The organism is Streptomyces sp. SS1-1 (assembly GCF_008973465.1).
In the GTDB taxonomy this organism is placed as follows: Bacteria; Actinomycetota; Actinomycetes; order Streptomycetales; family Streptomycetaceae; genus Streptomyces.
This window is the reverse complement of sequence record NZ_WBXN01000004.1, coordinates 4,314,692-4,338,451: the sequence shown is the minus strand read 5'-3', so window position 1 is coordinate 4,338,451 and position 23,760 is coordinate 4,314,692. Positions and strand designations below refer to the sequence as shown.

The 23,760-nt window shown below is 73.1% G+C and carries 17 protein-coding genes; 5 read left to right on the top strand and 12 right to left on the bottom strand.

Features of this window, described 5'->3' with window-relative positions:
• Positions 1-18: 18 nt before the first annotated feature.
• The 7 genes from F8R89_RS21425 to F8R89_RS21395 all read right to left on the bottom strand — a co-directional run bounded on the left by F8R89_RS21425 (position 19) and on the right by F8R89_RS21395 (position 13,293).
• A complete protein-coding gene (locus F8R89_RS21425; protein WP_151785445.1) occupies positions 19-1,632 on the bottom strand; it encodes a succinic semialdehyde dehydrogenase in 1,614 nt (537 codons plus the stop codon).
• Between the two features lie 165 nt (positions 1,633-1,797).
• Positions 1,798-3,507, bottom strand: coding sequence for a serine/threonine-protein kinase (locus tag F8R89_RS21420; protein WP_192806184.1), 1,710 nt, complete (start codon positions 3,505-3,507; stop codon positions 1,798-1,800).
• 80 nt (positions 3,508-3,587) lie between these two features.
• The gene (locus tag F8R89_RS21415; RefSeq protein WP_151785444.1) at positions 3,588-4,712 is read right to left on the bottom strand and encodes a serine/threonine-protein kinase; all 1,125 of its coding nucleotides are present in this window, start codon (positions 4,710-4,712) and stop codon (positions 3,588-3,590) included.
• A gap of 109 nt (positions 4,713-4,821) precedes the next feature.
• Complete coding sequence (locus F8R89_RS21410) at positions 4,822-6,477, bottom strand: serine/threonine-protein kinase (RefSeq protein WP_151785443.1); 1,656 nt, start codon at positions 6,475-6,477, stop codon at positions 4,822-4,824.
• Positions 6,478-6,640: 163 nt separating this feature from the next.
• Positions 6,641-9,136, bottom strand: a complete 2,496-nt coding sequence (locus F8R89_RS21405; protein ID WP_151785442.1) for a protein kinase — start codon at positions 9,134-9,136, stop codon at positions 6,641-6,643.
• A 183-nt stretch (positions 9,137-9,319) separates the two neighbouring features.
• Positions 9,320-11,338, bottom strand: a complete 2,019-nt coding sequence (locus tag F8R89_RS21400) for a serine/threonine-protein kinase (protein WP_151788230.1) — start codon at positions 11,336-11,338, stop codon at positions 9,320-9,322.
• A 248-nt stretch (positions 11,339-11,586) separates the two neighbouring features.
• A complete protein-coding gene (locus F8R89_RS21395; protein WP_151785441.1) occupies positions 11,587-13,293 on the bottom strand; it encodes a glycerol-3-phosphate dehydrogenase/oxidase in 1,707 nt (568 codons plus the stop codon).
• A 260-nt stretch (positions 13,294-13,553) separates the two neighbouring features.
• On the opposite strand from F8R89_RS21395, the gene F8R89_RS21390 reads away from it, so the two are divergent.
• A complete protein-coding gene (locus F8R89_RS21390) occupies positions 13,554-14,762 on the top strand; it encodes a nucleotide sugar dehydrogenase (protein WP_151785440.1) in 1,209 nt (402 codons plus the stop codon).
• A gap of 463 nt (positions 14,763-15,225) precedes the next feature.
• On the opposite strand, the gene F8R89_RS21385 is transcribed toward F8R89_RS21390, so the two are convergent.
• The 4 genes from F8R89_RS21385 to F8R89_RS21370 form a co-directional block, all read right to left on the bottom strand.
• Entirely contained in the window at positions 15,226-16,350 is a 1,125-nt protein-coding gene (locus F8R89_RS21385) for a GuaB3 family IMP dehydrogenase-related protein (protein ID WP_086867705.1), read from the bottom strand.
• Between the two features lie 108 nt (positions 16,351-16,458).
• Positions 16,459-17,961, bottom strand: coding sequence for an IMP dehydrogenase (guaB, locus tag F8R89_RS21380; RefSeq protein ID WP_151785439.1), 1,503 nt, complete (start codon positions 17,959-17,961; stop codon positions 16,459-16,461).
• Between the two features lie 140 nt (positions 17,962-18,101).
• Positions 18,102-18,689, bottom strand: a complete 588-nt coding sequence (locus F8R89_RS21375; protein ID WP_055622496.1) for a sigma-70 family RNA polymerase sigma factor — start codon at positions 18,687-18,689, stop codon at positions 18,102-18,104.
• Between the two features lie 330 nt (positions 18,690-19,019).
• Positions 19,020-19,631 (bottom strand): response regulator transcription factor, encoded by a 612-nt coding sequence (locus F8R89_RS21370; RefSeq protein WP_003948568.1) that lies wholly within the window; start codon positions 19,629-19,631, stop codon positions 19,020-19,022.
• A 380-nt stretch (positions 19,632-20,011) separates the two neighbouring features.
• On the opposite strand from F8R89_RS21370, the gene F8R89_RS21365 reads away from it, so the two are divergent.
• On the top strand, positions 20,012-20,341 hold the full coding sequence (locus F8R89_RS21365) for a WhiB family transcriptional regulator (protein ID WP_055622497.1): 330 nt from the start codon (positions 20,012-20,014) through the stop codon (positions 20,339-20,341).
• Between the two features lie 42 nt (positions 20,342-20,383).
• Here F8R89_RS21365 and F8R89_RS21360 read toward each other — a convergent pair whose 3' ends face one another.
• Entirely contained in the window at positions 20,384-21,286 is a 903-nt protein-coding gene (locus F8R89_RS21360; RefSeq protein ID WP_151785438.1) for a LysR family transcriptional regulator, read from the bottom strand.
• An 81-nt stretch (positions 21,287-21,367) separates the two neighbouring features.
• Between F8R89_RS21360 and F8R89_RS21355 the strand changes: the two genes are divergently transcribed.
• From F8R89_RS21355 to F8R89_RS21345, 3 genes are all read left to right on the top strand, one after another.
• Positions 21,368-22,036 carry an MOSC domain-containing protein gene (locus F8R89_RS21355; protein ID WP_151785437.1) on the top strand — a complete coding sequence of 223 codons (669 nt, stop codon included), beginning with the start codon at positions 21,368-21,370 and terminating at the stop codon, positions 22,034-22,036.
• Positions 22,037-22,151: 115 nt separating this feature from the next.
• Positions 22,152-22,925, top strand: a complete 774-nt coding sequence (locus F8R89_RS21350) for an SDR family NAD(P)-dependent oxidoreductase (protein WP_151785436.1) — start codon at positions 22,152-22,154, stop codon at positions 22,923-22,925.
• A gap of 71 nt (positions 22,926-22,996) precedes the next feature.
• Complete coding sequence (locus tag F8R89_RS21345; RefSeq protein ID WP_151785435.1) at positions 22,997-23,689, top strand: ester cyclase; 693 nt, start codon at positions 22,997-22,999, stop codon at positions 23,687-23,689.
• Positions 23,690-23,760: the final 71 nt, after the last annotated feature.

Sequence of the window (23,760 nt, the reverse complement as noted above, 5' to 3'; positions counted from 1 at the left end):
CGGAACGGGGCCCGGTACCTAGCGGAAACGGAACGCCTTCATCACCCGCAGGCTCCGGCTCATGAACCGCGCGTACGTCTCGTCGTCCATGCCCAGCGAGGGCGCCATCGGCAGCAGCCGCTGGTGGGCGACCGTCTGGGCCTCCGTGTACTTGAGGATGCCCTCGGAGCCGTGGCGGCGGCCGAGGCCGGAGTCCTTCATGCCGCCCATCGGCGACTGGACGCTGCCGTAGGCGGGGGCGTAGCCCTCGTTGACGTTCACGGTGCCGGTGCGCAGCCGGGCCGCGACCGCCCGGCCCCGGCGCCCGTCCTTCGTCCACACCGAGGCGTTGAGCCCGTACGGCGTGGAGTTGGCCCGCTCGATGGCCTCGTCGTCGCTGGAGAAGCGGTAGAGGGAGACGACCGGGCCGAACGTCTCCTCGGTGCAGACGGCCATGGGGGCCTCGACGCCGTCGAGGATGGTCGGCTCGAAGAAGTACGGGCCGATGTCGGGGCGGGCCACCCCGCCGGCGACGACCTTCGCGCCCTTGGCGACGGCCTCCTCCACATGCCGGGTGACCGTCTCCAGTTGGCGCTCGCCGACCAGGGAGCCCATGTCGGCGCCGTAGGCGAGGGACCGGCCGAGCCGCATCGCCTTGGTGCGGGCGGTGAAGCGCTCCAGGAAGGCGTCGGCGACGGACTCGTGGACGAACAGCCGCTCGATGGAGATGCAGAGCTGGCCGGCGGAGGAGAAGCAGGCGCGGACGGCGCCCGCGGCGGCCTTCTCGATGTCGGCGTCGTCCAGGACCAGCATGGCGTTCTTGCCGCCGAGTTCGAGCGAGACGCCGACCAGGCGGGCGGCGGCGCTCTGCGCGACCTCGCGGCCGGTGCGGGTGGAGCCGGTGAAGGAGACGTAGTCGGCGTGCTTGACGACCTCGGGGCCGACGACGGGGCCCTCGCCGAGCACGACCTGGAAGACGTCGGCGGGCAGGCCGGCCTCGATCAGCAGGTCCCGTGCCCACAGCGCGGTCAGGCAGGTCTCGGTGTCCGGCTTCATGACGACCGCGTTGCCCGCCACGAACGCGGGGAGCGCGTCGCCGACGGACAGCTCCAGCGGATAGTTCCAGGGGGCGATCTGGCCCACGACCCCGCGCGCGTGGCGCAGTTCGGTGACGCGGGTGAGCGTGGGGATGGCACCGGTGTGCCGCTTGGGCTTGAGGTAGGCGGGGGCCTTGCGGCCGTAGTGGCGGGCCGCGACGGCGACGGCCTGCACCTCCTCGTGCGCGTGCAGCCGGGCCTTGCCGGTCTCCAGCTGGATGAGGTCCAGCACCTCCGCCTGCCGTTCCAGCACCAGGTCGTGGAAGCGCAGCAGCACGTCGGCTCGCCGGCGCACGGGGACCTGCTCCCAGACGGCCTGGGCCGCGCGGGCCGCCTCGAACGCCTCGCGGACGTCGTCGGGCGTCGACTCGGGCAGGTCGGCCAGCTTCTCGCCGGTGAACGGCGTGTGGTTGGCGGTACGGCCGGACCCGGCCACGCCCTTGGTGAGCTGGGCGACCAGCTCGGGCGTGACCACGTCGGCCGCGGTACGGGCGCCCTCCGGGGCGGGGGCGAGGGGGTTCGTGCCGGTCTGGGCCGGGGCCTGCGCGTCCGTCATGAGGCGCAGGGTATGCCGCGCCGGGGCCTTTGTGTACCCGTCGGTAACGGGGATTCACCGACTGCTCACACACTGCCAGTGGACACTGGCAACGAATGCGCTGATCAGGGCGTTGCCGTGAACCAGCCGGGCGCCCGGTCTCGAGTCGGTCACGGGCGCCGGCGCTTAGAGCTTGTCGATCTCCAGGTGGTCGATCGCGGTCTGCGCCACCTCGCGTCCACGCTGCGTGAAGTCGCCCTTGCCGGGGTAGGCGACGGACAGCTTGTACATGTCGCCGGCCGACGTCCGGTAGTAGAAGAGGCGCAGTTCGCGCGGCCTGGGGTTCTGACTGTCGGTGGTGTCGTAGGTGAGCGTGTTCTCGGCGGACCGCTCTCCCTGGTACGTGGTCTCCCTGGGCTTCGTCTTCGGGTTCTGCGGCATGCTGATCCGGTAGTCGCCGCTCTGCCGGTAGTCGCCGTCCTCGTCATACATCTGGGCGGCGGCGGACCCCTTGATGTCGTTGCCGGTGTCCTCGGCCTTCTTCTCCAGCTCCAGGCTGATCCAGACGGCACCGCTGAGGTCGGTGTACGTGACCCAGTGGCCGTCGTCCGTCTTCTCGGGGCCGGTCCGCTTGTACGCGTCCGGCACGAGCAGCGTCGCGCCGAGGGCCTTCTCCTCGCGCGTCTTCCAGCCCTCCGGCACCGACCCGGCGAACGGGTCGGCGATCACCAGGTACGCCGTCACCGCGGCCGCGACGGCCGCCGCCGCGATCCCGAGCAGCGTCTTCGGCCCGAGCACGATCCCCCGCCGTACGCTCTGCGGGAGCCGTACGGGCTGGGTGGGGGCCGGCTGCGGCGGGTCGGCCGCCTTCTCCAGCAGGGCGCGGGTCCGCGCGGCGTCCGGGCGGCGCGAAGGGTCCTTCTGGAGCAGGCCGTTGATGGCCTCGGCGAGCGGGCCGCGCGCGGCGGCGGGCGCCGCGGGCTCCGCGTTGAGGACGGACTGGAGTGTCGCCGGGGTGTTGCTGCGGCGGAACGGCGAGACGCCCTCCGTCGCCGCGTACAGGACGACCCCGAGCGACCACAGGTCGCTGGCGGGTCCCGGGCGCTGGCCGAGGACCCGCTCGGGCGCGATGTACTCCGGCGAGCCGACGAAGCCGCCGGTGTCGGTCAGATTGGTCTCGCCCTCGATCTGGGCGATCCCGAAGTCGGTGAGCACGACCCGGTCGTGGCGCCCGAGCATGACGTTGTCCGGCTTGACGTCCCGGTGCAGGATGCCCGCCGCGTGCGCGGCCTCCAGGGCGCCCAGCACCTCCAGCCCGATCCGCGCCGCGTCCCGGGCGCCGAGGGTGCCCTCCTGCAACACGGCGCCGAGCGAGCGGCCCTGCACCAGTTCCATGACGATCCAGGGCCGGCCGTCCACGACGGCGACGTCGTGCACGTTCACGACGGCGGGGTGGTCGAGCCGGGCGGCGGCGCGGGCCTCGCGGCGCATCCGCTCGTAGGCGTTGGCGCGTTCCCGCTCGGGAAGGTGGTCCGGGACGCGGGGTTCCTTCACGGCGACCTCGCGGTCCACCGTCTCGTCCTTGGCGCGCCAGACGGTGCCCATGCCGCCGTGCCCCAGCTTGGCGAGCAGCCGGTAGCGGCCCGCGATGAGCCGGCCGGTGCCGGGGTCCGGCGGGGACGCGGCGGGCCCGGCGGAGGGCGCGGGTCCGCCGGGCGGGCCGGCCTGGGTGGCCGGGGCCGGTGCCGGTGCCGGCTGCTGCGGCACGGGCGCGGCGGGCGTCGCGTACGGGTTGTCCGGGTGCGGCACATGGGCGAGCGGCGCCGGCTGCGGAGGCCGCAGTTCAAAACTCGTCGGCTCGTCGGGCCGTTCTGGGAATCCCCCGTTGTTGCTCATGGATCCATCCATATCGCGCCGGACGGCCGGGGATCCAGGGGCGGTGCCCTCGGTCACACAGCCGTGACGCGGGGTGCTCCTTATCTCCGGTTCGTCCCGGACGGGGACGGGTCGGCCGACGGGGACCCGGGCGAGGGGGAGCCGTCGGACGCGGTGGACCCGCCGGGCGGCGCCACCGTGCCGGCCGTCTCCGCGGGCGGGCTCGCCGAGCTGGTCGGCACGTCGTGTCCGCCGCCGCCCCCGTCGGCCAGCAGCACCGCCGCCGACGCCCCGGCCACCGCCGCCACGGCGGCCAGCACCACGGCCGCCGCCACCTTGTGGGTCGTCCACGGCCGCTCCGCCCGCCTGCTGAACCGTTTCGGCACCAGATCCTCGCCGGTCACCAGGAACTCCCGCAGCATCCGCTCCGCCTCCGCCGCGTCCAGCCGGGCGGCCGGGTCCCGCTCCAGCAGGCCCTGGACGACGGGCAGGATCGGCGCCGCCCGCTCGGGCGGCCGTACCTCCTCGGAGACCACGGCCAGCACGGTGCCGCTCAGCGAGTCCCGCCGGAACGGCGACTCACCGCTCAGCAGCGCGCACAGCAGCGCCCCCACCGACCACAGGTCGGAGGCCGGACCGGTCCGCGCCCCCGACATCCGCTCGGGCGCGGTGTACTCGGGCGACCCCACGAACGACCCCGACTCGGTGAGCGTGCCGGTGCCGGGCACCCGGGCGATGCCGAAGTCGGTGAGGACGACCCGCTCGGTGCCGCGCTCCACGAGCACGTTGGCCGGGGTGATGTCCCGGTGCACCACCCCGGCGGCGTGCGCGGCGCGCAGCGCGTCCAGCAGGTCGGCGCCCACCCGGGCGGTCTCCCGGGCGTCCAGCGGGCCGTGCTCGGCGAGCCGGTCGGCGAGCGACTCCCCGTCGATCAGCTCCATGACGATGTACGGGCGCTCGTGCTCCTCGATCACGTCGTGGACGACGATCACGTGCGGGTGCCGCAGCTGCGCCACCGCCTGCGCCTCGCGCAGCCACAGCGCACGCTGCCGCCGTGCCTCGGACGCGGTGAGCGTCTCGTCGACCGGGATCTCCTTCACGGCGACCCGTCGCCCGAGCAACTGGTCGGTCGCCTGCCAGACGACGCCCATGCCACCCCGCCCGACCTTCGCCTCGAGACGGTAACGCCCCGCGATCACACGGAAGTTGGCCCCCTCGGTCCCCATGCGACTCATCATGCCCCACCGGACGCCCGGGCTCCGGACAGCGATCGGCCAACTGTGCACAGCAGCAAAGCACGTCAAAAGCCGCCGACCGTACGGGAGTTCCGGCGGGTCAGCCGGTGCGCCAGCCCCGCAGCACCGCCGAGAACTGCGCGCGCGCCTCGGCCCAGTCCTTCTGCGGCGCGGACATGTAGATCGCGTACTCGGTGCCGTCCCGGTCGATGTACCCCTGGTCGATGGCGCGGCGCGGCCCGGGGAAGGGCGTGTCCTTGGGCTGCGCGTCCCAGGTGTACTCCCACACGGAGCCCGCGCGGTCGCGGTACTGGTTCTCCTTGAGCGACAGGAACCTGTAGCCGATGAGCCGCCCCTTGACCTGCTCCTCCAGGTCGACGAAATGGTCGTGGGCGGTCGCGAAGTCGGGGGAGACGTCGACGGAGATCCGCACGAAGTGCTCGCCGCCGTCCGGCGAGTAGTCGACCTGCTGGAGTCCGTCGACCTCCTCGCCGACCACCTTGCGCTTCCAGCCCTCGGGCAGATACAGGCTGAAGCCCAGGGGGTCGTCGACGCGGTTCCAGGAGGACGGCACACCGCTGACGTCCGCCTCCGCCTCCTCGGTGGCCGATTCCTTCGTGGCGGGCGTGGACGGGGGCGTGGAAGAGACGGACGAACCGCCGCCGCCGGGGCCCCACTTCTGCAGGGCCACGGCCGTCCCCCCGCCGATGAGGGCGGCCAGGGCCACGACCAGGGCGACCGAGCGCAGCCGGCGCCGCCGGGGCGCGGGGGCGGGCGGCACGGTTCCGACGGGGTGCCCGACGGGCGGGCCGAACGCCGTCGGCCCGGTCGTCGGGGGGTACGGCGTGGCGCTGTGGACGCCGGCCTGGCCGGGGGCGGAGCGCGCCTCCGGCTCGTACCGGTTCAGCTGGGTGGGCACATAGGCCTGCGCCCCGCTGGGCCTGCGGCCCTCGGCCGCCTCGGCCAGCAGCTGCTCCGCCTCGGCGGCGTCGGGCCGGGTGTCCGGGTCCTTGCGCAGCAGGGCGGCGATCACGGGGCCCAGCGGCCCGGCGTGCCGCGGCTCCCCCGCGTCCTCCTCGACGACCGCCTGCATCGTGCTCAGCGGAGAGGTGCGGCGGAAGGGCGAGCGGCCCTCGACCGCCGTGAAGAGCGTGGCCCCGAGCGCCCACAGGTCGGACGCGGGACCCGGGTCGTGCCCGCGGATGCGCTCGGGGGCCAGATAGTCGACGGAGCCGACGACCTCCCCGGTGCGGGTGATCGTCGTGTCGCCCTCGATCTGGGCGATGCCGAAGTCGGTGAGCAGGACCCGGCCGTCCTCGGCGAGCAGGACGTTGCCGGGCTTGATGTCGCGGTGCAGTACGCCGGCGGTGTGCGCGGCCCGCAGCGCCCGCAGCACCCACAGGCCGACCCGGGCGGCCTCGGCGGGCTCGACGCGCCCCTCCTCCTTGACCGCGTCGGCCAGGGATCGGCCCTCGATCAGCTCCATCACGATCCAGGGGCGCCCGTCGTGCTCCAGGACGTCGTGCACGGTGACCACGGCGGAGTGGTTGATGCGCGCGGCGGCCCGCGCCTCGGCCCGTGTCCGGGCGAGGAGACGCTCCTGGTCGCTCTCGGAGACGTAGAGCGCGGCGGTGAGTTCCTTGATCGCCACGGCCCGGTGGAGCACTTCATCGTGCGCACGCCAGACGCGGCCCATACCGCCGCTGCCGATGGCCTCGGTGAGCCGGTAGCGGCCCGAGACGAGCTGGCCCTGCATCTTATTCACGTTGCCCCGCAATGTTCTTGACACCGTCAGGTTAGGGACCGGGGTATGCGACCGGAACCGCGGGGGTGCCAAGGAGACCGCACTGTGACAGTTCTCGCCTTCCGTTCGTCGAAGCAACCCCAACGCCGTTGTCACACACGGTTTTCGGGCCGCCTCACCTGGTGATGCGGTACGTCGCCGACGCCTGCTCGAACAGGCGCGTGACCTCGTCCCGCTCGGCGTCCGGACCCCGTACCTGGACCACGTGGTACCGCCCGTCGGCGAGGATCGCCAGATTCCGTACGAACAGCTCGCGTCCCTGGGCGTCGGTCCAGGTGAACTGCCCCTCGGCCATCTTGCGTTCGCCGACCTGAATGGTCTTCAGGCCGCCCGAGGACGCCCAGCTGGAGTCCCGGTACGGCTGCAACTCCCTCTCGTGCTCCCGCTGGTAGACCATCGGGTCGCCGCCGTACTGCTGCGCGGTGTCCCGGCCGGGCACGACGATCAGGTCGAAGCCGCCGTGCGCGTAGACGACCTGGCCGCGTCCGCTGCCACCGCTGCGGCTCCAGCCGTTGGCCACGGCGACCTCGAAGCCGGCCGGGTCCTTGCGGACGGTGAAGCCGTCGGGGACGTCGGGCCCGGTGGTCTGCGTCTCCTCGGAGCCGGCCGAGTCCGGGGAGCCGTCGCCGGGGGACGGGGAGGTCTGCTCGGGGCGCGGCTCGCTGCTGGCGTCGGCGGACCGCTCGGGCGGCGCCTGGCCCGCGGCGGGGGTGCGCCCGGCGTTCGCGCCGGTGCCGGTGTCCCGGTCGTCCCTGGGCATGAACAGCATGGCGTACGCGATCGCCGCGGCCATGCCGAGCAGGACGAGGAGCAGCAGGGTGCGGCCGAGCCGGCGCGGTGAGCGCGTCTCCTGCCGGGCGCGCTTGTGCCGGCCCTGGTGGGCGGGCAGCCGGGCGCCCCGCCGTCTGCGCACCAGCTCGCCGCGCCGCCGCACGATGGGCAGGCGGTTCGCGTCGACGGGCGGGGCGGCGACGACGTGCGCGCCGGCCTCCGGTTCGGGCGCCGACCGCACCAGGGAGCGCAGCCAGCCGCGCAGCTCCTCGAAGTCGGGCCGCTCGGTGGGGTCCTGACGCAGCAGCGACTCCACGACGGGCCGCAGCGGGCCGCACTCCTCGGCGAACGCGGGCGGTTCCGCGCACACCATTTGCACCAGCTCGGCCGTCGACTCCTCCGGATAGGGCGCGTGCCCCTGCACGGCCCGGAAGAGCAGCGCGCCGAGCGCCCACAGGTCGGTCGCGGGCCCGATCGGCGCGGCGAGCTGCCAGTTCTCGTGCACGGGCCCGGCCTGTTCCGGGGCCCACCGCTCGGTGACGGGTCCGACGACGGCCATCCGGGCCTGCCGGGCCCGCTCGGCGGCCAGCGCGGTGCTGGGCCCCTTGCGGGCGGCGGAACCGGACACCAGTTCGTTCCAACGGGTCCCCGTACGTGCCGAGGGCACCGCGGCCGGGCCGCCCGCGACGGACGCGCCGTCGTCCCGGGGGGCGAAGCCCGGCTGGGAGCCTGCGGGCGGGAGCGCGGCACGGGCGCTGTCGGTGCCGGTGGAGGCGTCGGCCGAGGCGTCGGTGGGGGCGCGCCCGGTGCCGGGCCGGGGGACCGCGCCCTGCCAGGACGCGGCCCGCACCCCGTACGGGTCGGCGATCTGCCCCGGCGGTGTGCCGCCCGCGCCGCCGGACAGATACGGCTGGGGCTCCCGGCCCTCCGGGGCGCTGCGGGCGCCGGGCAGGGCGGCGCGTTCGCTCTGCTGGGCCTCCTGCACCCGGGCCGCGGCACGGGCGCCCGCCCGGTAGGCGGCGATCGCCCCGGCCCGGGCGGCCCGGATGTCGGCGCCGGTCTCCAGGGCGCCGCCCGGCGCGGTGCCGGGGCCGTCGGTGCCGGGGACCGGCCGGGTCCCGTTCGAGCGGGCCTCTATGGCGGCCCGCCGGGCCGCCTCGGGGTCGGCGCCGGGACGGGGAAGGGTGCCCGGGGGGCCGTTGCCCGCGGAGGGTGCCGGGCCCGGGTCGTCACCGTCCTCGGCGGGCACGGGGTCGTAGCCGCACAGCGCCTCCTCGGCGGCGCCGACCGCGAGCCCGGTGAGCATCACCCGGCCGTCGTCGCAGACCAGGACCGTACGGGCGGTGATGTTGCGGTGCACCCAGCCGTGGGCGTGCAGGACGCGCAGCGCCATGAGGACGTCGGAGGCCACCTCGGCCGCCCGGTACGGCGACAGCGGCTGCTCGGCGAGCAGCGCGGCGAGCGGCCGGGCCGCCACCAGCTCGCTGACTATCCACAGCGAACCGCCCTCGGCGAACACGTCGAAGACCTGGTCGAGCCGGGGGTGGTCGGGTATGCGGGCCGCGGCCTGGGCGGCCTCGACCGCCCGGCGCACAGCGGGGTCGGCGGGCCGGCGGCCGGTGTCGCGGGCCCGTGCGTCCCGGGCGGTGAACCCGTCGGGCAGCCCCTCGGCGTCCAGCACCTCGGCCTCGACGACCTCGGGCAACGGCACCTGCCGGACCAGGACTTCCTGCCCGCTGTAGGTGTCGAAGGCGCGGCTCTCGGTGAGTTCGTACGCGTCGGAGGGCGGCAGCGGCAGGCGGTAGCGGTCGGCGAGCACCCGGCCCGCGTAGTCGTCCACGTTGCCTCCCCCGGCCGCCCGGTCGGTCAATTCCGTTCGCCTCGTGTCGCGTTCCGGACGTCTGAGTGGATGCGTACGGTCCGCGGGCTTTCACGATACGTGCCGGAGGCAATTCGCAAAGAGAGGTTGCCGTATCTCACGGGGCAATCCCCGTGGGCTCCCCCCGGAGGGGAAGCCCCCGCTTCACGCCTTCGGCTCGAACGTGCCCGTGAGCGCCTTCCATGTGCCCTTGCGCAGATCGCTGTCCCAGTCCGCGGCCTTCGCGGTGTACATCAGGGCGTACCCGGAATGGCCGTTCACGACGAACCCGCGGTCGATCGTGCGGTACTCGGTGCCGCCCTCGACGTAGGTGAACTCCCAGTCGGCGGTGTTCCAGCCCCGGTAGTCCACCTGCTCTATGCGGATCTTCTTGTACTGGGAGCGCACCATGTAGCGCTCCTGGCTCTTCCAGTCCGCGACCGGGTCGCCCTTGGGCGTCGACGTCCAGGCCACGAGCAGCTTCTGCCCCTTCGGCCCGGTGAACCGGTCGCCGGCCGAGCCCGTGGACTGGAACTTCCAGCCCTTCGGCAGCCCGATCGAGTACCCCTGGGCGCCCTTGTGGGTGGAGTCCACCCCGGCGCCGCCGGAGCCCTGTCCGTCACCGCCGCCGCCACCGGCGCTCTCGCTGGAACCGGCGCTGGGCTCGGTCCCGCCGCCCTTGCCGGAGCCGGAGCCGGAGCCCGCGGTGGACGTGGAGTCGTCGTCCCCGCCCTTGGTGCCGCCGTCGTCGTCGCGCTTGGTGTCCGGGGTCTCCTTCGACGCGGCCGAGGAGCCGGCGCCGCCGCCGTTCCCCGAGGCCTCGGAGCCGCCGTCGTCGCCCAGCGTCAGCGCCAGCACCACACCGAGGACGGCGACCAGGACGACGACCGCGATGATCAGCAGCGTGCGCTTCGGGACGACGTCGGTGAGCGGGGCGCGCGGGACGGGCCGCGCGGGCAGGTCCGGCGGCGTCATGACGGGCCAGCCGGAGCTGGGGCCCGAACCGGCGTCGCCCACCGTCTTGGCGTCCTTCTCGGCGGCGTCCGCGCCGGACGCGGACGTTCCGCTCGCCGCGTCGGCCCCGGCCTTCCCGTCGCCGGACGCGGTGCGCGCCGCACCGGCCGCACCGGCCGCACCCGCCCCGACCGCGGCCTTGCGCACCGAGCGCAGCGCCCCGCGCAGCCGCTCGCCGGCCTCCTCGGCCTTCTTGCCCGCGGCACCGGCGCCCGAACGCCCCTTGCGCGAGGCCGCGTCGGACTGCGACGGCAGCGGTACGACCTTGGTGGCGTCCGGCGCCTCGGCGGCCGTCTCGGTCCGCGGCGCGTGGAGGACGGCGTTGAGCATCCTGCGCGCACCGGCGTCGTCGAGCCGCTTCTCGGGGTCCTTGGTGAGCAGGCCGTAGATGACGTCCCGCAGCGGGCCGGCGTTCTTCGGCTCCTCCAGCGGCTCGGTCATCACGGCCGTGAGCGTCGCGATCGCGGAACCCTTGTCGTACGGCGGCACGCCCTCGACGGACGCGTACAGCAGACCGCCGAGGGACCACAGGTCGGCGGCGGGGCCGGGCTTGTGGCCGCGCGCCCGCTCCGGGGAGATGTACGAGGGGGCGCCGACGAGCATGCCGGTCGAGGTGATGGACGGGTCGCCCTCGACCTGGGCGATCCCGAAGTCGGTGAGCACGACCCGGTCGGTGTCGGACTCCAGCAGCACGTTGGACGGCTTCACGTCCCGGTGCAGGATGCCCTCGCGGTGCGCGGAGCGCAGGACGTCGAGCACGGCGAGGCCGACCTGGGCGGCCCGCTCGGGCTCCAGCAGGCCGTCCTCCCGGATGACCTCGGCGAGCGACTTGCCCTCGACGAGCTCCATGACGATCCAGGGCCGGTCGTCCTCGTCGACGACGTCGTACACCGTGACCGCGCTGTTGTTGCGGATCCGGGCGATCGCCTTGGCCTCGCGCAGGGTGCGGGTGATGAGCCGCCGCTTCTCCTCCTCGTCGATGTTCGACGGGAAGCGCAGCTCCTTGACGGCGACGGTCCGCCCGAGCGTCTCGTCGACGGCACGCCAGACCGTGCCCATGCCGCCCCTGCCGAGGACGCCTCCCAACCGGTACCGCCCCGCGAGGAGACGCTCGTGGTCGTCCTGACGAGTCTCCTGACGAGATGTGCCCGCCCGCTCCGCCTCCGACATGCGTCCCCTCATGCAACCCGCCCTGACAGAGCCTCCATTGTCCCCTACGCGACAACCGCCCGACGCCCAGGGGGCCCCTCGTGGCGCAACATGTTCGATTCCACCTGGGGGCCGGGAGCCGAGGGCTCCGGGGCGCCGCGCGGCAGGGGTTCACCCCGCACGGCGGGGCGGCGCCGGCCGGGATGGCCGGGCCGCCCAAGACAGGGAGCGACAGGGGGACTTGGGGCCCGGGGCCCCCTCCCCCGCCGCTACCGCGGCACGATGTCCGGCGCGCCCAGCCGGGCCGCGTCGGCGGTCAGGTCGTCGGGCTGGCGCTGGGACTCGCGTTCGGCCTCCACCCGCTTCTGGTAGTGCTCGACCTCGCGCTCGACCTGCTCCTTGTCCCAGCCCAGCACCGGTGCCATCAACTCGGCGGCCTCACGGGCGGATCGGGTGCCCCGGTCGAAGGTCTCGATGGAGATGCGGGTGCGCCGGGTCAGCACGTCGTCCAGATGCCGCGCGCCCTCGTGGGAGGCGGCGTAGACGACCTCGGCCCGCAGGTAGTCGTCGGCGGACTGGAGCGGTTCGCCGAGGCTCGGATCGGCGGCGATGAGCTCCAGGACCTCCTCGGTGAGCGCCCCGTACCGGTTCAACAGGTGCTCGACGCGCACCACGTGAAGGCCCGTCCGCTCCGCGATGCGCGCTCGCGCGTTCCACAGGGCGCGGTATCCCTCGGCGCCCACCAGCGGAATGTCCTCCGTGACACAGTCGGCGACCCGCATGTCGAGGCCGTGCACCGCCGCGTCCACGGCGTCCTTGGCCATCACGCGGTACGTCGTGTACTTGCCGCCGGCCACGACGACGAGGCCGGGAACGGGGTGGGCGACGGTGTGCTCGCGGGAGAGCTTGCTGGTGGCGTCCGACTCACCGGCGAGCAGCGGGCGCAGTCCCGCGTACACGCCTTCGACGTCGTCCCTGGTCAGGGGGACCGCCAGCACCGAGTTCACATGGTCGAGGACGTAGTCGATGTCGGCGCTGGACGCCGCCGGGTGGGCCTTGTCGAGGTCCCAGTCGGTGTCGGTGGTGCCGACGATCCAGTGCCGCCCCCAGGGGATGACGAACAGCACGGACTTCTCGGTGCGCAGGATCAGGCCGGTGGTGGAGTGGATGCGGTCCTTGGGCACGACGAGGTGGACGCCCTTGGACGCGCGGACGTGGAACTGACCGCGCTCCCCGACCATCGACTGGGTGTCGTCGGTCCACACGCCGGTGGCGTTGACGACCTGCTTGGCGCGGATCTCGTACTCGCCGCCGCCCTCGGCGTCCTGGACGCGGGCCCCGACGACCCGCTCGCCCTCCCGCAGGAACGAGGTGACCCGCGCGCGGTTGGCGACCTTCGCGCCGTAGGCCGCCGCGGTGCGCACGAGGGTGGCGACATAGCGGGCGTCGTCCATCTGGGCGTCGTAGTACTGGAGGGCGCCGACCAGCGCGTCCTTCCGCAGGGCGGGGGCCACGCGCAGGGCTTGACGGCGGGTCAGGTGCCGGTGCAGGGGCAGGCCCCTGCCATGGCCGCGGGCCATCGACATCACGTCGTAGAGGGCGACGCCCGAGCCGGCGTACAGGCGCTCCCAGCCCTTGTGCTGCAGCGGGTACAGGAACGGCACCGGCTTCACCAGGTGCGGGGCCAGCCGCTCCAGGAGCAGCCCGCGCTCCTTGAGGGCCTCGCGCACGAGCGCGAAGTCCAGCATCTCCAGATAGCGCAGCCCGCCGTGGATGAGCTTGCTGGACCGGCTGGAGGTCCCGGACGCCCAGTCGCGGGCCTCGACCAGCCCGGTGGACAGTCCGCGGGTCACCGCGTCGAGTGCCGTTCCGGCGCCGACCACTCCTGCGCCCACGACCAGCACGTCCAGCTCGCGCTCCGCCATGGCCGCCAGGGACGCGGCCCGCTCCTCCGGCCCCAGTGTCGCTGTCCTCACCGCTGCCTCCCGATGATCGGTCGGTAAGCCGCACCCGTCGGGCGAAGCCCGTCTCGTACCCCCCTGCTCAGAATTCTGACCGGGTTGCCCGAGTTCAGCCACCACGTACCCCCAGCCTGTGGACAACACTCCTGGAAACGCGATCATTCAATGCGGCAAATCGGTCATATTTACTCCTAGTCTGACATTGCGCTCCCTCGTCCTGTCCACCGGGGTTGCGCACCAGCCCCACGTCGGTTACTGGGAAGGACGGCCCACGTATGCCCGCAGATCTCGCCGTCATCGGACTAGGCCCGTACGGCCTGCCCCTGGCCAAGGCCGCCGTCGCCGCCGGCATCCCCACACTCGGTTACCGCACCGGTCCGGAGGCCGCCTCTCTCAGTCCCGCCGAACTGCGCCGGATGCTCTCGGGGGGCTTCCGGCACGCCACCGGCCCCGCCGAACTCGGCCGGGTCCGCACCGCCGTCATCTGCTCGCCGACGCCGCTCGGGGCGGACGGGACGCTCGACCTGAGCGAGATGGAAGCCGCCGCGCGCGACCTCGCGGCCCGGCTGCGGCCGCACTCCACGGTCATCCTGGAGTCGCCGGTCCCGCCCGGCACCACGGAGAACGTGCTGCGGCCCCTGCTGGAGGAGGGCTCGGGGATGCGCGCCGGGCGCGACTTCCATCTGGCCTACTCGCCCAGCCGCGTCGACCCCGGCAACCGCGACTTCCACCCCGCCAACACCCCCAAGGTGATCGGCGGGCTCACCCCCGCCTGCACCGAGTCGGCGGCCGCCTTCTACGGCCGCCTCACCGACAAGGTGGTCCGCGCGCGGGGCCTGCGCGAGGCGGAGACCGTACAGGTGCTGGAGACCAACTTCCGGCACGTGAACATCGCGCTCGTCAACGAGATGGCCGTGCTCTGCCACGACCTGGGCGTCGACCTGTGGGACGTCGTGCGCTGCGCCGAGACCAAGCCGTTCGGCTTCCAGGCGTTCCGCCCCGGCCCCGGCGTCGGCGGCCACGCCGTCCCGCAGGGCCTGACCGCCCCCACGGGCCGCTCCCTGCGCATGGTCGAACTGGCTCAGCAGGTCAACAGCCAGATGCCCCGTTACGTCGTCCAGCGCGCCGCCACCCTGCTCAACGAGCACGGCAAGTCCGCGCGCGGCGCCCGCATCCTCCTCCTCGGCGTCACCTACAAGCCGGACCTCGCCGACCAGCAGTCCACCCCCGCCCAGGAGGTCGCCGTCCGCCTGCTGGAACTGGGCGCCTCCATCAGCTACCACGACCCGTACGTGCCGTCCTGGAGCGTCCTCGACCGCCCGGTCCCCCGCGCCGACTCCCTCTACGAGGCCGCCGCCGACGCCGACCTGACGATCCTCCTCCAGCAACACCGCACCTACGACCTCCAGGGCCTCTCGGTCAAGGCCCAACTCCTCCTCGACACCCGGGGCGCGGCCCCTACGGGGGCGGCGCATCGGTTGTGAAGGGGGGCGCACGGACGGACGCCGCCTCACGGCTGGTGGCATGCGGCCGACGGCCCGGGTACCTTACGAAAACAGGTGGAGCCCACCGCAGGGGGCACTGCGGCAGGCTCCAGGATGGATCACGGAGTGTCCGCCCCTAGTTGCCTTGGGGGCGGCCGCTCACCATCCGAAAAGGCGCAAGATCCACCTCCTGCGGCACTTCACCGTCCACAGACGGATCCGGTCCCAGCGGGTGGGCTTGCGATGGCGACCCATCGGCGCCCCCTTCCACGACACCGCCCAGTAGCCCGGTGGACGGTCCGTCGGAATCGGGCCGGGCCCCGAGGGTGGGGGTCCGGAACGGCTCCTTGGAAGGGGGCGCCGGCGCGCAGTTGCGTTCACGTCAGATTCGGCCTGGTCAGGTCGTTTCAGGGCATGCGAAAGGGGCCGGTCCGAGGACCGGCCCCTTTCGTGCGGCTGGGTGTCAGCGCTGGTGCTGGGAGTCCGCCACCGTGACCTCGACGCGCTGGAACTCCTTGAGCTCGCTGTAGCCGGTCGTGGCCATGGCGCGGCGCAGGGCGCCGAAGAAGTTCATGGAGCCGTCGGGGGTGTGCGAGGGGCCCGTCAGGACCTCCTCGATCGTGCCGACCGTGCCCAGGTCGACCTTCTGCCCGCGCGGCAGCTCCGTGTTCACGGCCTCCATGCCCCAGTGGCAGCCGCGGCCCGGCGCGTCCGTGGCACGCGCCAGCGGGGAGCCCATCATCACGGCGTCGGCACCGCAGGCGATCGCCTTGGGCAGGTCGCCGGACCAGCCGACCCCGCCGTCCGCGATGACGTGGACGTACCGGCCGCCGGACTCGTCCATGTAGTCCCGGCGGGCCGCCGCCACGTCCGCGACCGCCGTGGCCATCGGGACGCGGATGCCGAGGACGTTGCGCGTGGTGTGCGCGGCGCCGCCGCCGAAGCCGACCAGGACGCCCGCCGCGCCGGTGCGCATCAGGTGCAGGGCCGCGGTGTACGTCGCGCAGCCGCCGACGATCACCGGGACGTCGAGCTCGTAGATGAACTGCTTCAGGTTCAGCGGCTCGTGCGAGGACGACACGTGCTCCGCGGAGACCGTCGTGCCGCGGATGACGAAGATGTCGACGCCCGCGTCGACGACCGCCTTGGAGAACTGGGCGGTGCGCTGCGGGGAGAGCGCGGCGGCCGTGACCACGCCGGAGTCCCGCACCTCCTTGATGCGCTGCCCGATCAGCTCCTCCTTGATCGGAGCGGCGTACACCTCCTGCAGGCGGCGCGTGGCGGCCTCCGTGGGCAGCTCCGCGATCTCGTCGAGCAGCGGCTGCGGGTCCTCGTACCGGGTCCACAGGCCCTCGAGGTTCAGCACGCCGAGGCCGCCGAGCTCGCCGATGCGGATGGCGGTGGCCGGGGAGACGACCGAGTCCATGGGGGCGGCCAGGAACGGCAGCTCGAACCGGTAGGCGTCGATCTGCCAGGCGATCGAGACCTCCTTCGGGTCCCGCGTACGGCGGCTGGGGACGACGGCGATGTCGTCGAAGGCGTACGCCCGGCGGCCGCGCTTGCCGCGCCCGATCTCGATCTCAGTCACGTCTGTGGCCTTTCCCTGATGCGTTGCAGCGTCTACCAGTATCGCCGACGGGCACGACGAGGGCGGCCCCGGATACGCCCGGGGCCGCCCTGTCGCGGGAGCCGACGGCTACTTGTTGCTGTAGTTCGGCGCCTCGACCGTCATCTGGATGTCGTGCGGGTGGCTCTCCTTCAGGCCCGCCGAGGTGATGCGGACGAAGCGGCCCTTGGACTCCATCTCGTCGATGGTGGCCGCGCCGACGTAGCCCATGGTCTGGCGCAGGCCGCCGACGAGCTGGTGCAGCACGTTGGCCAGCGGGCCGCGGTAGGGCACCTGGCCCTCGACGCCCTCGGGCACCAGCTTGTCGTCGGAGGAGACCTCCGCCTGGAAGTAGCGGTCCTTCGAGTACGACTTGCCCTGGCCACGGGACTGCATGGCGCCGAGCGAGCCCATGCCGCGGTAGGACTTGAACTGCTTGCCGTTGATGAAGAGCAGCTCGCCCGGGGACTCCTCGCAGCCCGCGAGCAGCGAGCCCAGCATCACGGTGTCGGCACCGGCGGCGAGCGCCTTGCCGATGTCACCGGAGTACTGCAGGCCGCCGTCGCCGATCAGCGGGATGCCGGCGGGCCGGGCGGCGAGGGACGCCTCGTAGATGGCGGTGACCTGCGGGACGCCGATACCGGCGACGACACGGGTCGTACAGATGGAACCGGGGCCCACACCGACCTTGATGCCGTCGACACCGGCGTCGATCAGGGCCTGCGCGCCGTCACGGGTGGCGACGTTGCCGCCGATCACGTCGACCGGCACGGCGGACTTGATCTTCGCCATCCAGCTGAGGGCGTTGCTGTTGTGCCCGTGGGAGGTGTCCACGACGAGGAAGTCCACCCCGGCCTCGGCGAGCGCCTGCGCCCGCTCCAGCGCCTCGGGGCTGGCGCCGACGGCGGCACCGACGAGGAGGCGGCCCTCGGCGTCCTTCGCGGCGTTCGGGTACTTCTCGGCCTTGACGAAGTCCTTGACCGTGATCAGGCCCTTGAGCGTGCCCTCGTCGTCGACGAGCGGCAGCTTCTCGATCTTGTGCTTGCGCAGCAGCTCCATGGCGTCCACGCCGGAGATGCCGACCTTGCCCGTGACCAGCGGCATCGGCGTCATGACCTCGCGCACCTGGCGGGAGCGGTCCGACTCGAAGGCCATGTCGCGGTTGGTGACGATGCCGAGCAGCTTGCCGGCCGGGTCGGTGACCGGGACACCGCTGATGCGGAACTTGGCGCACAGCGCGTCCGCCTCGCCGAGCGTCGCCTCCGGGTGCACCGTGATCGGGTCGGTGACCATGCCGGACTCGGACCGCTTCACCAGGTCGACCTGGTTCACCTGGTCCTCGACGGACAGGTTGCGGTGCAGTACGCCGACGCCGCCCAGACGGGCCATCGCGATCGCCATACGGGACTCGGTGACCTTGTCCATGGCGGCGGAGAGCAGGGGGATGTTGACCCGAACGTTCCGGGAGATGCGGGACGAGGTGTCGACCGCGTTGGGCAGGACCTCGGAGGCGCCCGGCAGCAGCAGCACATCGTCGTAGGTAAGCCCGAGTGTCGCGAATTTGGCGGGCACTCCGTCGACGTTGGCAGTCATGACACCTTCCCCAAATGGCCTTGATCGGTGCGGATGTCCATGCTAACGGGAAGCCGGGGTGTCACATTCCACGGTTCCGGGCGGCCGCCGGCTTCGTATGTTCGTACGGGAGCGGGGCAACCCCCGTTCACCCGCTGGGACTACTGCTCGGCGAGTGCCCGCAGTCTGCTCAGGGCCCGGTGCTGGGCGACCCGGACGGCCCCGGGTGACATTCCCAACATCTGGCCGGTCTCCTCGGCGGTCAGCCCCACCGCGATCCGCAGCAGCAGCAGCTCCCGCTGGTTCTCGGGCAGGTTGGCCAGGAGTTTCTTGGCCCACTCGGCGTCGCTGCTCAGCAGCGCGCGCTCCTCGGGGCCGAGCGAGTCGTCCGGCCGCTCGGGCATCTCGTCCGAGGGGACGGCCGTGGAGCCGGGGTGCCGCATCGCCGCCCGCTGCAGGTCGGCGACCTTGTGCGCGGCGATGGCGAAGACGAACGCCTCGAAGGGGCGGCCGGTGTCCTTGTAGCGCGGCAGCGCCAGCAGGACGGCGACGCAGACCTCCTGGGCGAGGTCCTCGACGAAGTGCCGGGCGTCCCCCGGCAGACGCGACAGCCGGGTGCGGCAGTACCGCAGGGCCAGCGGGTGGACATGCGCGAGAAGGTCGTGGGTGGCCTGCTCGTCCCCGTCCACCGCGCGATGGACGAGTGCACCGATCGCCCCTGCGGCGTGGGCCGCCTCGTCGTCGCGCATCGGTCCATGGTGCCCTGCGGCCGCGGCGCGCGCGTCATCGCCGCCGTCGTTGTGCACCGAAGCGTTATGAGCAGGTGCGCCGGAACTCATCTCCTGCGCCCTCCCCTTCCGCTCGACCGACTCGTCCCCGAGAGACTCCACACCTCAAGGATGCGGCATCCGCGGCGAAACGAGCACCGGGCACCGATCGGACCCGTTGCCCGGCCCCGAAGCCGCGCCCCTGTGGGGGCGCGGGCCGAGACATGGTGCGGCCGGGCCGCGCGCACGCGACCAGCCACGACGAACCCGGGGCGACCGGCCGGCACGGCGCGGGCCCCACGGCGGGGACGCTCAGCGCACCAGGCCCCAACGGAACCCGAGCGCCACCGCGTGGGCCCGGTCCGAGGCGCCGAGCTTCTTGAACAGCCGGCGGGCGTGCGTCTTGACCGTGTCCTCGGAGAGGAACAGCTCGCGGCCGATCTCCGCGTTGGAGCGGCCGTGGCTCATGCCCTCCAGCACCTGGATCTCCCGCGCGGTCAGCGTCGGCGCGGCGCCCATCTCGGCGGAGCGCAGCCGGCGCGGGGCGAGCCGCCAGGTCGGGTCGGCGAGCGCCTGCGTGACCGTGGCCCGCAACTCGGCGCGCGAGGCGTCCTTGTGCAGATAGCCGCGGGCACCGGCGGCGACCGCGAGGGCCACGCCGTCCAGGTCCTCGGCGACGGTGAGCATGATGATGCGCGCGCCGGGGTCGGCGGACAGCAGCCGCCGTACGGTCTCCACGCCGCCCAGACCGGGCATGCGCACGTCCATCAGGATCAGGTCCGAGCGGTCGGCGCCCCAGCGGCGGAGGACTTCCTCGCCGTTGGCCGCCGTCGTCACGCGCTCGACGCCGGGCACGGTCGCGACCGCGCGGCGGAGCGCCTCTCGGGCAAGCGGGGAGTCGTCGCAGACGAGGACGGATGTCATGGCCGCCCTCCGCAGCTGATGCACGTCACCTTGAGCCTCCAGGCTGGTACGAAATGTCACCTGTGCGGTCGACCGTCTCGGACGCCTGCCCGAGCGCTTCTTCTTTCAACCGCCTCCGCCCTCTCAACGACGGTCACTCGAAAGAGTTACGGGGGCATGTGCCGTCTTCGGCACTCTACGTGAGGGGACGGACACGGGGCAGACATGAGGGGCGGACCCTCCCCGTTTCATCACAAGCCGTGCCCCATTTAGCCCTTTTTCTTCCTGTTTCACGGCGTTTGGGGCTAGATTCGCAATGAGTCATATTTTCATCTTCTTAGATCGTAGATGTACGGTCGTAGACACCGTATCCGCCCAGAACGGCTACAAGGGGTCACGCAATGGCAGATTTCTCCCGCCTTCCCGGACCGAACGCGGACCTGTGGGACTGGCAGCTGCTGGCTGCATGTCGCGGGGTGGACAGCTCGCTCTTCTTCCATCCGGAGGGCGAGCGCGGGGCGGCCCGGAGCGCTCGAGAGAACTCGGCCAAGGAGGTCTGCATGAGGTGCCCCGTGCGCGCGCAGTGCGCGGCGCACGCGCTGGCGGTACGCGAACCGTACGGCGTATGGGGCGGCTTGACCGAGGACGAGCGCGAGGAGCTCATGGGGCGGGCACGCAACCGGCTGGTGTCGGCGTCGACCACCGGCGGGGACGCGGGTCCCGACCGCTGAAGGAACGTTTCTCCAATCAGGGCACGCAAGGCGTGCCCTTCCTCATGCGGCGGCGCGGGCGAGCTGGTCCAGGGTCGCGGCCACGGCCGGCACCTGGGCGAGGTCGGGCAGCGTGAGGGCGACGATCTCGCGGCGGACCGCCGGTTCCAGCGCGACCATGCGCACCCCGCGCGGCCGTACGGACTCCACGGCCAGCTGCGGCAGGACGGCCACGCCGAGACCGGCGCCGACCAGGCCGACCACCGCCGGGTAGTCGTCGGTGGCGAAGTCGATGCGCGGGGTGAAGCCGGCGCTCGCGCACACCTCCACCAGTTGCCCGCGGCAGCGCGGGCACCCGGCGATCCACGGCTCGGCCGCCAGATCGCCGATGGCGACCGACGCCGGTGACCCCGCGCGGGCGAGCCGGTGCCGCTCCGGGACCAGGCCGACCAGGCGGTCGGTGAGCAGCGGGCGGACCACGAGGTCCTCCCACTCCTCGGCGCCGGCGGCGCTCTCGTACCGGAAGGCCAGGGCCACGTCGCACTCGCCCTCGCGCAGCATCTCCACCGACCTCGGCGGCTCGGCCTCCTCCAGGGAGACGCGGGTGCCGGGGTGGGCGGCGCGCAGGGCGGCGAGGGCGGTCGGGACGAGGGTGGAGCTGCCGCTGGGGAAGGAGACGAGCCGGACCCGTCCGGCGCGCAGGCCGGCGATGGCGGCGACCTCCTCCTCGGCGGCGGTGAGCCCGGCCAGGATGCCGGTGGCGTGCCGCACGAGCGCCTCACCGGCCTGGGTCAGCCGCATCACGCGCCCGGTGCGGATCAGCAGCGGGGTGCCGACGGCCGTCTCCAGCGCCTTCATCTGCTGGCTCACGGCGGGCTGGGTGCAGCCCAGCTCGCGGGCGGCCGCCGAGAAGGAGCCGGTGGTGGCGACGGCGCGCAGGACACGGAGATGACGGGCTTCGAGCACGTCATCGAGCATAAGGCGCGCTTGGGGAGCACGCTGAATATCGCGTCGACACTTTGACCGGCGGTCGCCTACCGTGCCGCCATGAAGCTTCTGTCAGTGAATCTCGGCCGCGCCGAGGCGGTGCCGTACACGGACCACCCCGAGGGGGTGACCGGCATCGACAAGCGTCCCGTCGAGGGCCCGGTGCGGGTGACGGCACCCGGCCCGAAGGGCGTCGGCGGGAGCGGTCTCGCCGGGGACGCGGTGTGCTCGAAGCAGCATCACGGGGGCGACGACCAGGCCGTGTACGCGGTGGCGCGGGAGGACCTCGACGCCTGGGAGCGCGAGCTGGGGCGCCCGCTGCGCGACGGAGTGTTCGGCGAGAACCTCACGACGTCCGGGGTGGACGTGTCCGGGGCGCTGATCGGCGAGCGCTGGCGGGTGGGGCCCGATCTGCTGCTGGAGGTCACGAGCGGCCGTATCCCCTGCCGCACCTTCCAGGGCCATCTGGGTGAACGGCAGTGGGTCAGGCGGTTCACCGCGCAGGCCGCGCCGGGGGCGTATCTGCGGGTGATCGAGCCGGGCGAGATCCGGGCGGGCGACGCCATCGAGGTCGTCCGGCGGCCGGACCACGAGGTGACGGTGGCGTTCCAGTTCCGGGCGGTCACGACCGAGCGGTCGCTGCTGCCGCGGCTTCTGGCGGCGGCCGAGTGGCTGCACCCGGAGGCGGTGGAGACGGCGGAGAAGTACGTGGCGAAGTACGGCTCCTGACGCGAGGCCGAAGAGCGCGGGGCGTGGGCGCGTTGCCGTCGGGGGCGGCCGGAGCGGGTGTCCACTGGCCGGCCGCGGAGCGGAACGGGGCGCTCCGGACCCCTAACCTTGCGCCATGACAACGGCATTGATCACAGGATCGACCGCGGGCCTGGGCGCCGCGTTCGCGCGACGGCTGGCCGCCGACGGACATGACCTCGTCCTGGTGGCCCGGAACACCGAGCGGCTGCGCGAGCAGGCCACCGAACTGCACGACCGGCACGGCGTCGAGGCGGAGGTGCTGACGGCGGACCTCGCCGAGGACGCCGGCATCGAGGCGGTCGCCGCCCGCCTCGGCGACCGCCGCAACCCGGTCGACCTGCTGATCAACAACGCGGGGTTCGGCAACAAGGGCCGCTACCTCGACGTGTCCATGGCCGACGAGCTGCGGATGCTGAAGGTGCACTGCGAGGCGGTGCTGCGGCTGACGTCGGCGGCGGCCGGGGCGATGCGCGAGCGGGGCCGGGGCGGGGTCGTGAACGTCGCCTCGGTGGCGGCGTTCGTGCCGCGCGGGACGTACGGCGCGTCCAAGGCGTGGGTCGTGCAGTTCACCCAGGGCGCGGCGCGGGACCTGGCCGGGAGCGGGGTGCGGCTGATGGCGCTGTGCCCGGGGTTCGTACGGACCGAGTTCCACGAGCGGGCCGGCATGGGCACGGACAACATCCCCGGGTGGATGTGGCTGGACGCCGACAAGGTGGCGGCCGCCGCGCTGGAGGACCTGGCGCGGGGGCGCGCGCTGTCCATCCCGGACCCCCGGTACAAGGTGCTGCTGGGCGCGGCGAAGCTGGTGCCGCGGGGCATGCTCGGCACGATCTCGTCCCGGACGGGCCGCAAGTACGGCCCGCGGTAGAGGGCGGTCCGGACGCGGAGGAGAATGAGCGTGTCCAGCCGCACCCAGGGGGGCCGGGAGGCGCCGGCGCCATGACCTTCGTACAGCTCATCGACTGCAGGACGGACCGGTTCGACGAGATGAACCGGCTGATGGACAGGTGGGTCGAGCAGACCAAGGGGAAGCGGACGGCCACGCACGACCTCATCGGCCGGGACCGGTCCGACGGCTCGCACTTCGTGGAGATCGTGGAGTTCCCGTCGTACGACGAGGCGATGCGCAACTCGCACCTCCCCGAGACCGGCCGGATCTACGAGGAGATGGTGGCCCTGTGCGACGGGCCGCCGGTCTTCACCGATCTGGACGTGGTGCGGGACGAGCAGCTGAACCTCCTCGCCGCGCGGGCCTTCTTCACCGAGCTGGGCCGCAGGCCTCCGGAACGCATCCTCGAGCACGTCACGGACGACTACGTGGACCACGACCCGTCCTATCCGCGCCCCGTCCAGGGCCGGGACGAGATGCGCGCGGTGCTGGAGGGCTGGTACGGCGCCTTCGACCTCACGTTCCGCGTCGACGACCAGATGGCCGAGGACGACCGGGTCTGCACCCGCTGGACCGTGACCGGCCACCACAAGGGCGACTTCCTGGGCATCCCGCCGACCGGCCAGGACGTGAGCATGCAGGGCATGACCTGGCAGCGCTTCCGCGACGGCCGCGTCTGTGAGGGCCACTGGATCTACGACCGGGCGGGTCTGATGGAGCAGTTGGGGGTACTCGCCGAATGACCGCGAAGGGGAAGGCCCCGCTCCCGTCCAGCCGAGGGAGCGGGGCCTTTGTCCGTCCCGGTGCCGCAGCC

What these genes read in the sequence shown, in the direction of transcription:
- F8R89_RS21425 (WP_151785445.1), bottom strand. Translation starts at nt 1,632, where the DNA reads ATGACGGACGCGCAGGCCCCGGCCCAGACCGGCACGAACCCCCTCGCC.
- F8R89_RS21420 (WP_192806184.1), bottom strand. Translation starts at nt 3,507, where the DNA reads ATGAGCAACAACGGGGGATTCCCAGAACGGCCCGACGAGCCGACGAGT.
- F8R89_RS21415 (WP_151785444.1), bottom strand. Translation starts at nt 4,712, where the DNA reads ATGGGGACCGAGGGGGCCAACTTCCGTGTGATCGCGGGGCGTTACCGT.
- F8R89_RS21410 (WP_151785443.1), bottom strand. Translation starts at nt 6,477, where the DNA reads ATGCAGGGCCAGCTCGTCTCGGGCCGCTACCGGCTCACCGAGGCCATC.
- F8R89_RS21400 (WP_151788230.1), bottom strand. Translation starts at nt 11,338, where the DNA reads ATGTCGGAGGCGGAGCGGGCGGGCACATCTCGTCAGGAGACTCGTCAG.
- F8R89_RS21390 (WP_151785440.1), top strand. Translation starts at nt 13,554, where the DNA reads ATGCCCGCAGATCTCGCCGTCATCGGACTAGGCCCGTACGGCCTGCCC.
- guaB (WP_151785439.1), bottom strand. Translation starts at nt 17,961, where the DNA reads ATGACTGCCAACGTCGACGGAGTGCCCGCCAAATTCGCGACACTCGGG.
- F8R89_RS21375 (WP_055622496.1), bottom strand. Translation starts at nt 18,689, where the DNA reads ATGCGCGACGACGAGGCGGCCCACGCCGCAGGGGCGATCGGTGCACTC.
- F8R89_RS21370 (WP_003948568.1), bottom strand. Translation starts at nt 19,631, where the DNA reads ATGACATCCGTCCTCGTCTGCGACGACTCCCCGCTTGCCCGAGAGGCG.
- F8R89_RS21365 (WP_055622497.1), top strand. Translation starts at nt 20,012, where the DNA reads ATGGCAGATTTCTCCCGCCTTCCCGGACCGAACGCGGACCTGTGGGAC.
- F8R89_RS21355 (WP_151785437.1), top strand. Translation starts at nt 21,368, where the DNA reads ATGAAGCTTCTGTCAGTGAATCTCGGCCGCGCCGAGGCGGTGCCGTAC.
- F8R89_RS21350 (WP_151785436.1), top strand. Translation starts at nt 22,152, where the DNA reads ATGACAACGGCATTGATCACAGGATCGACCGCGGGCCTGGGCGCCGCG.
- F8R89_RS21345 (WP_151785435.1), top strand. Translation starts at nt 22,997, where the DNA reads ATGACCTTCGTACAGCTCATCGACTGCAGGACGGACCGGTTCGACGAG.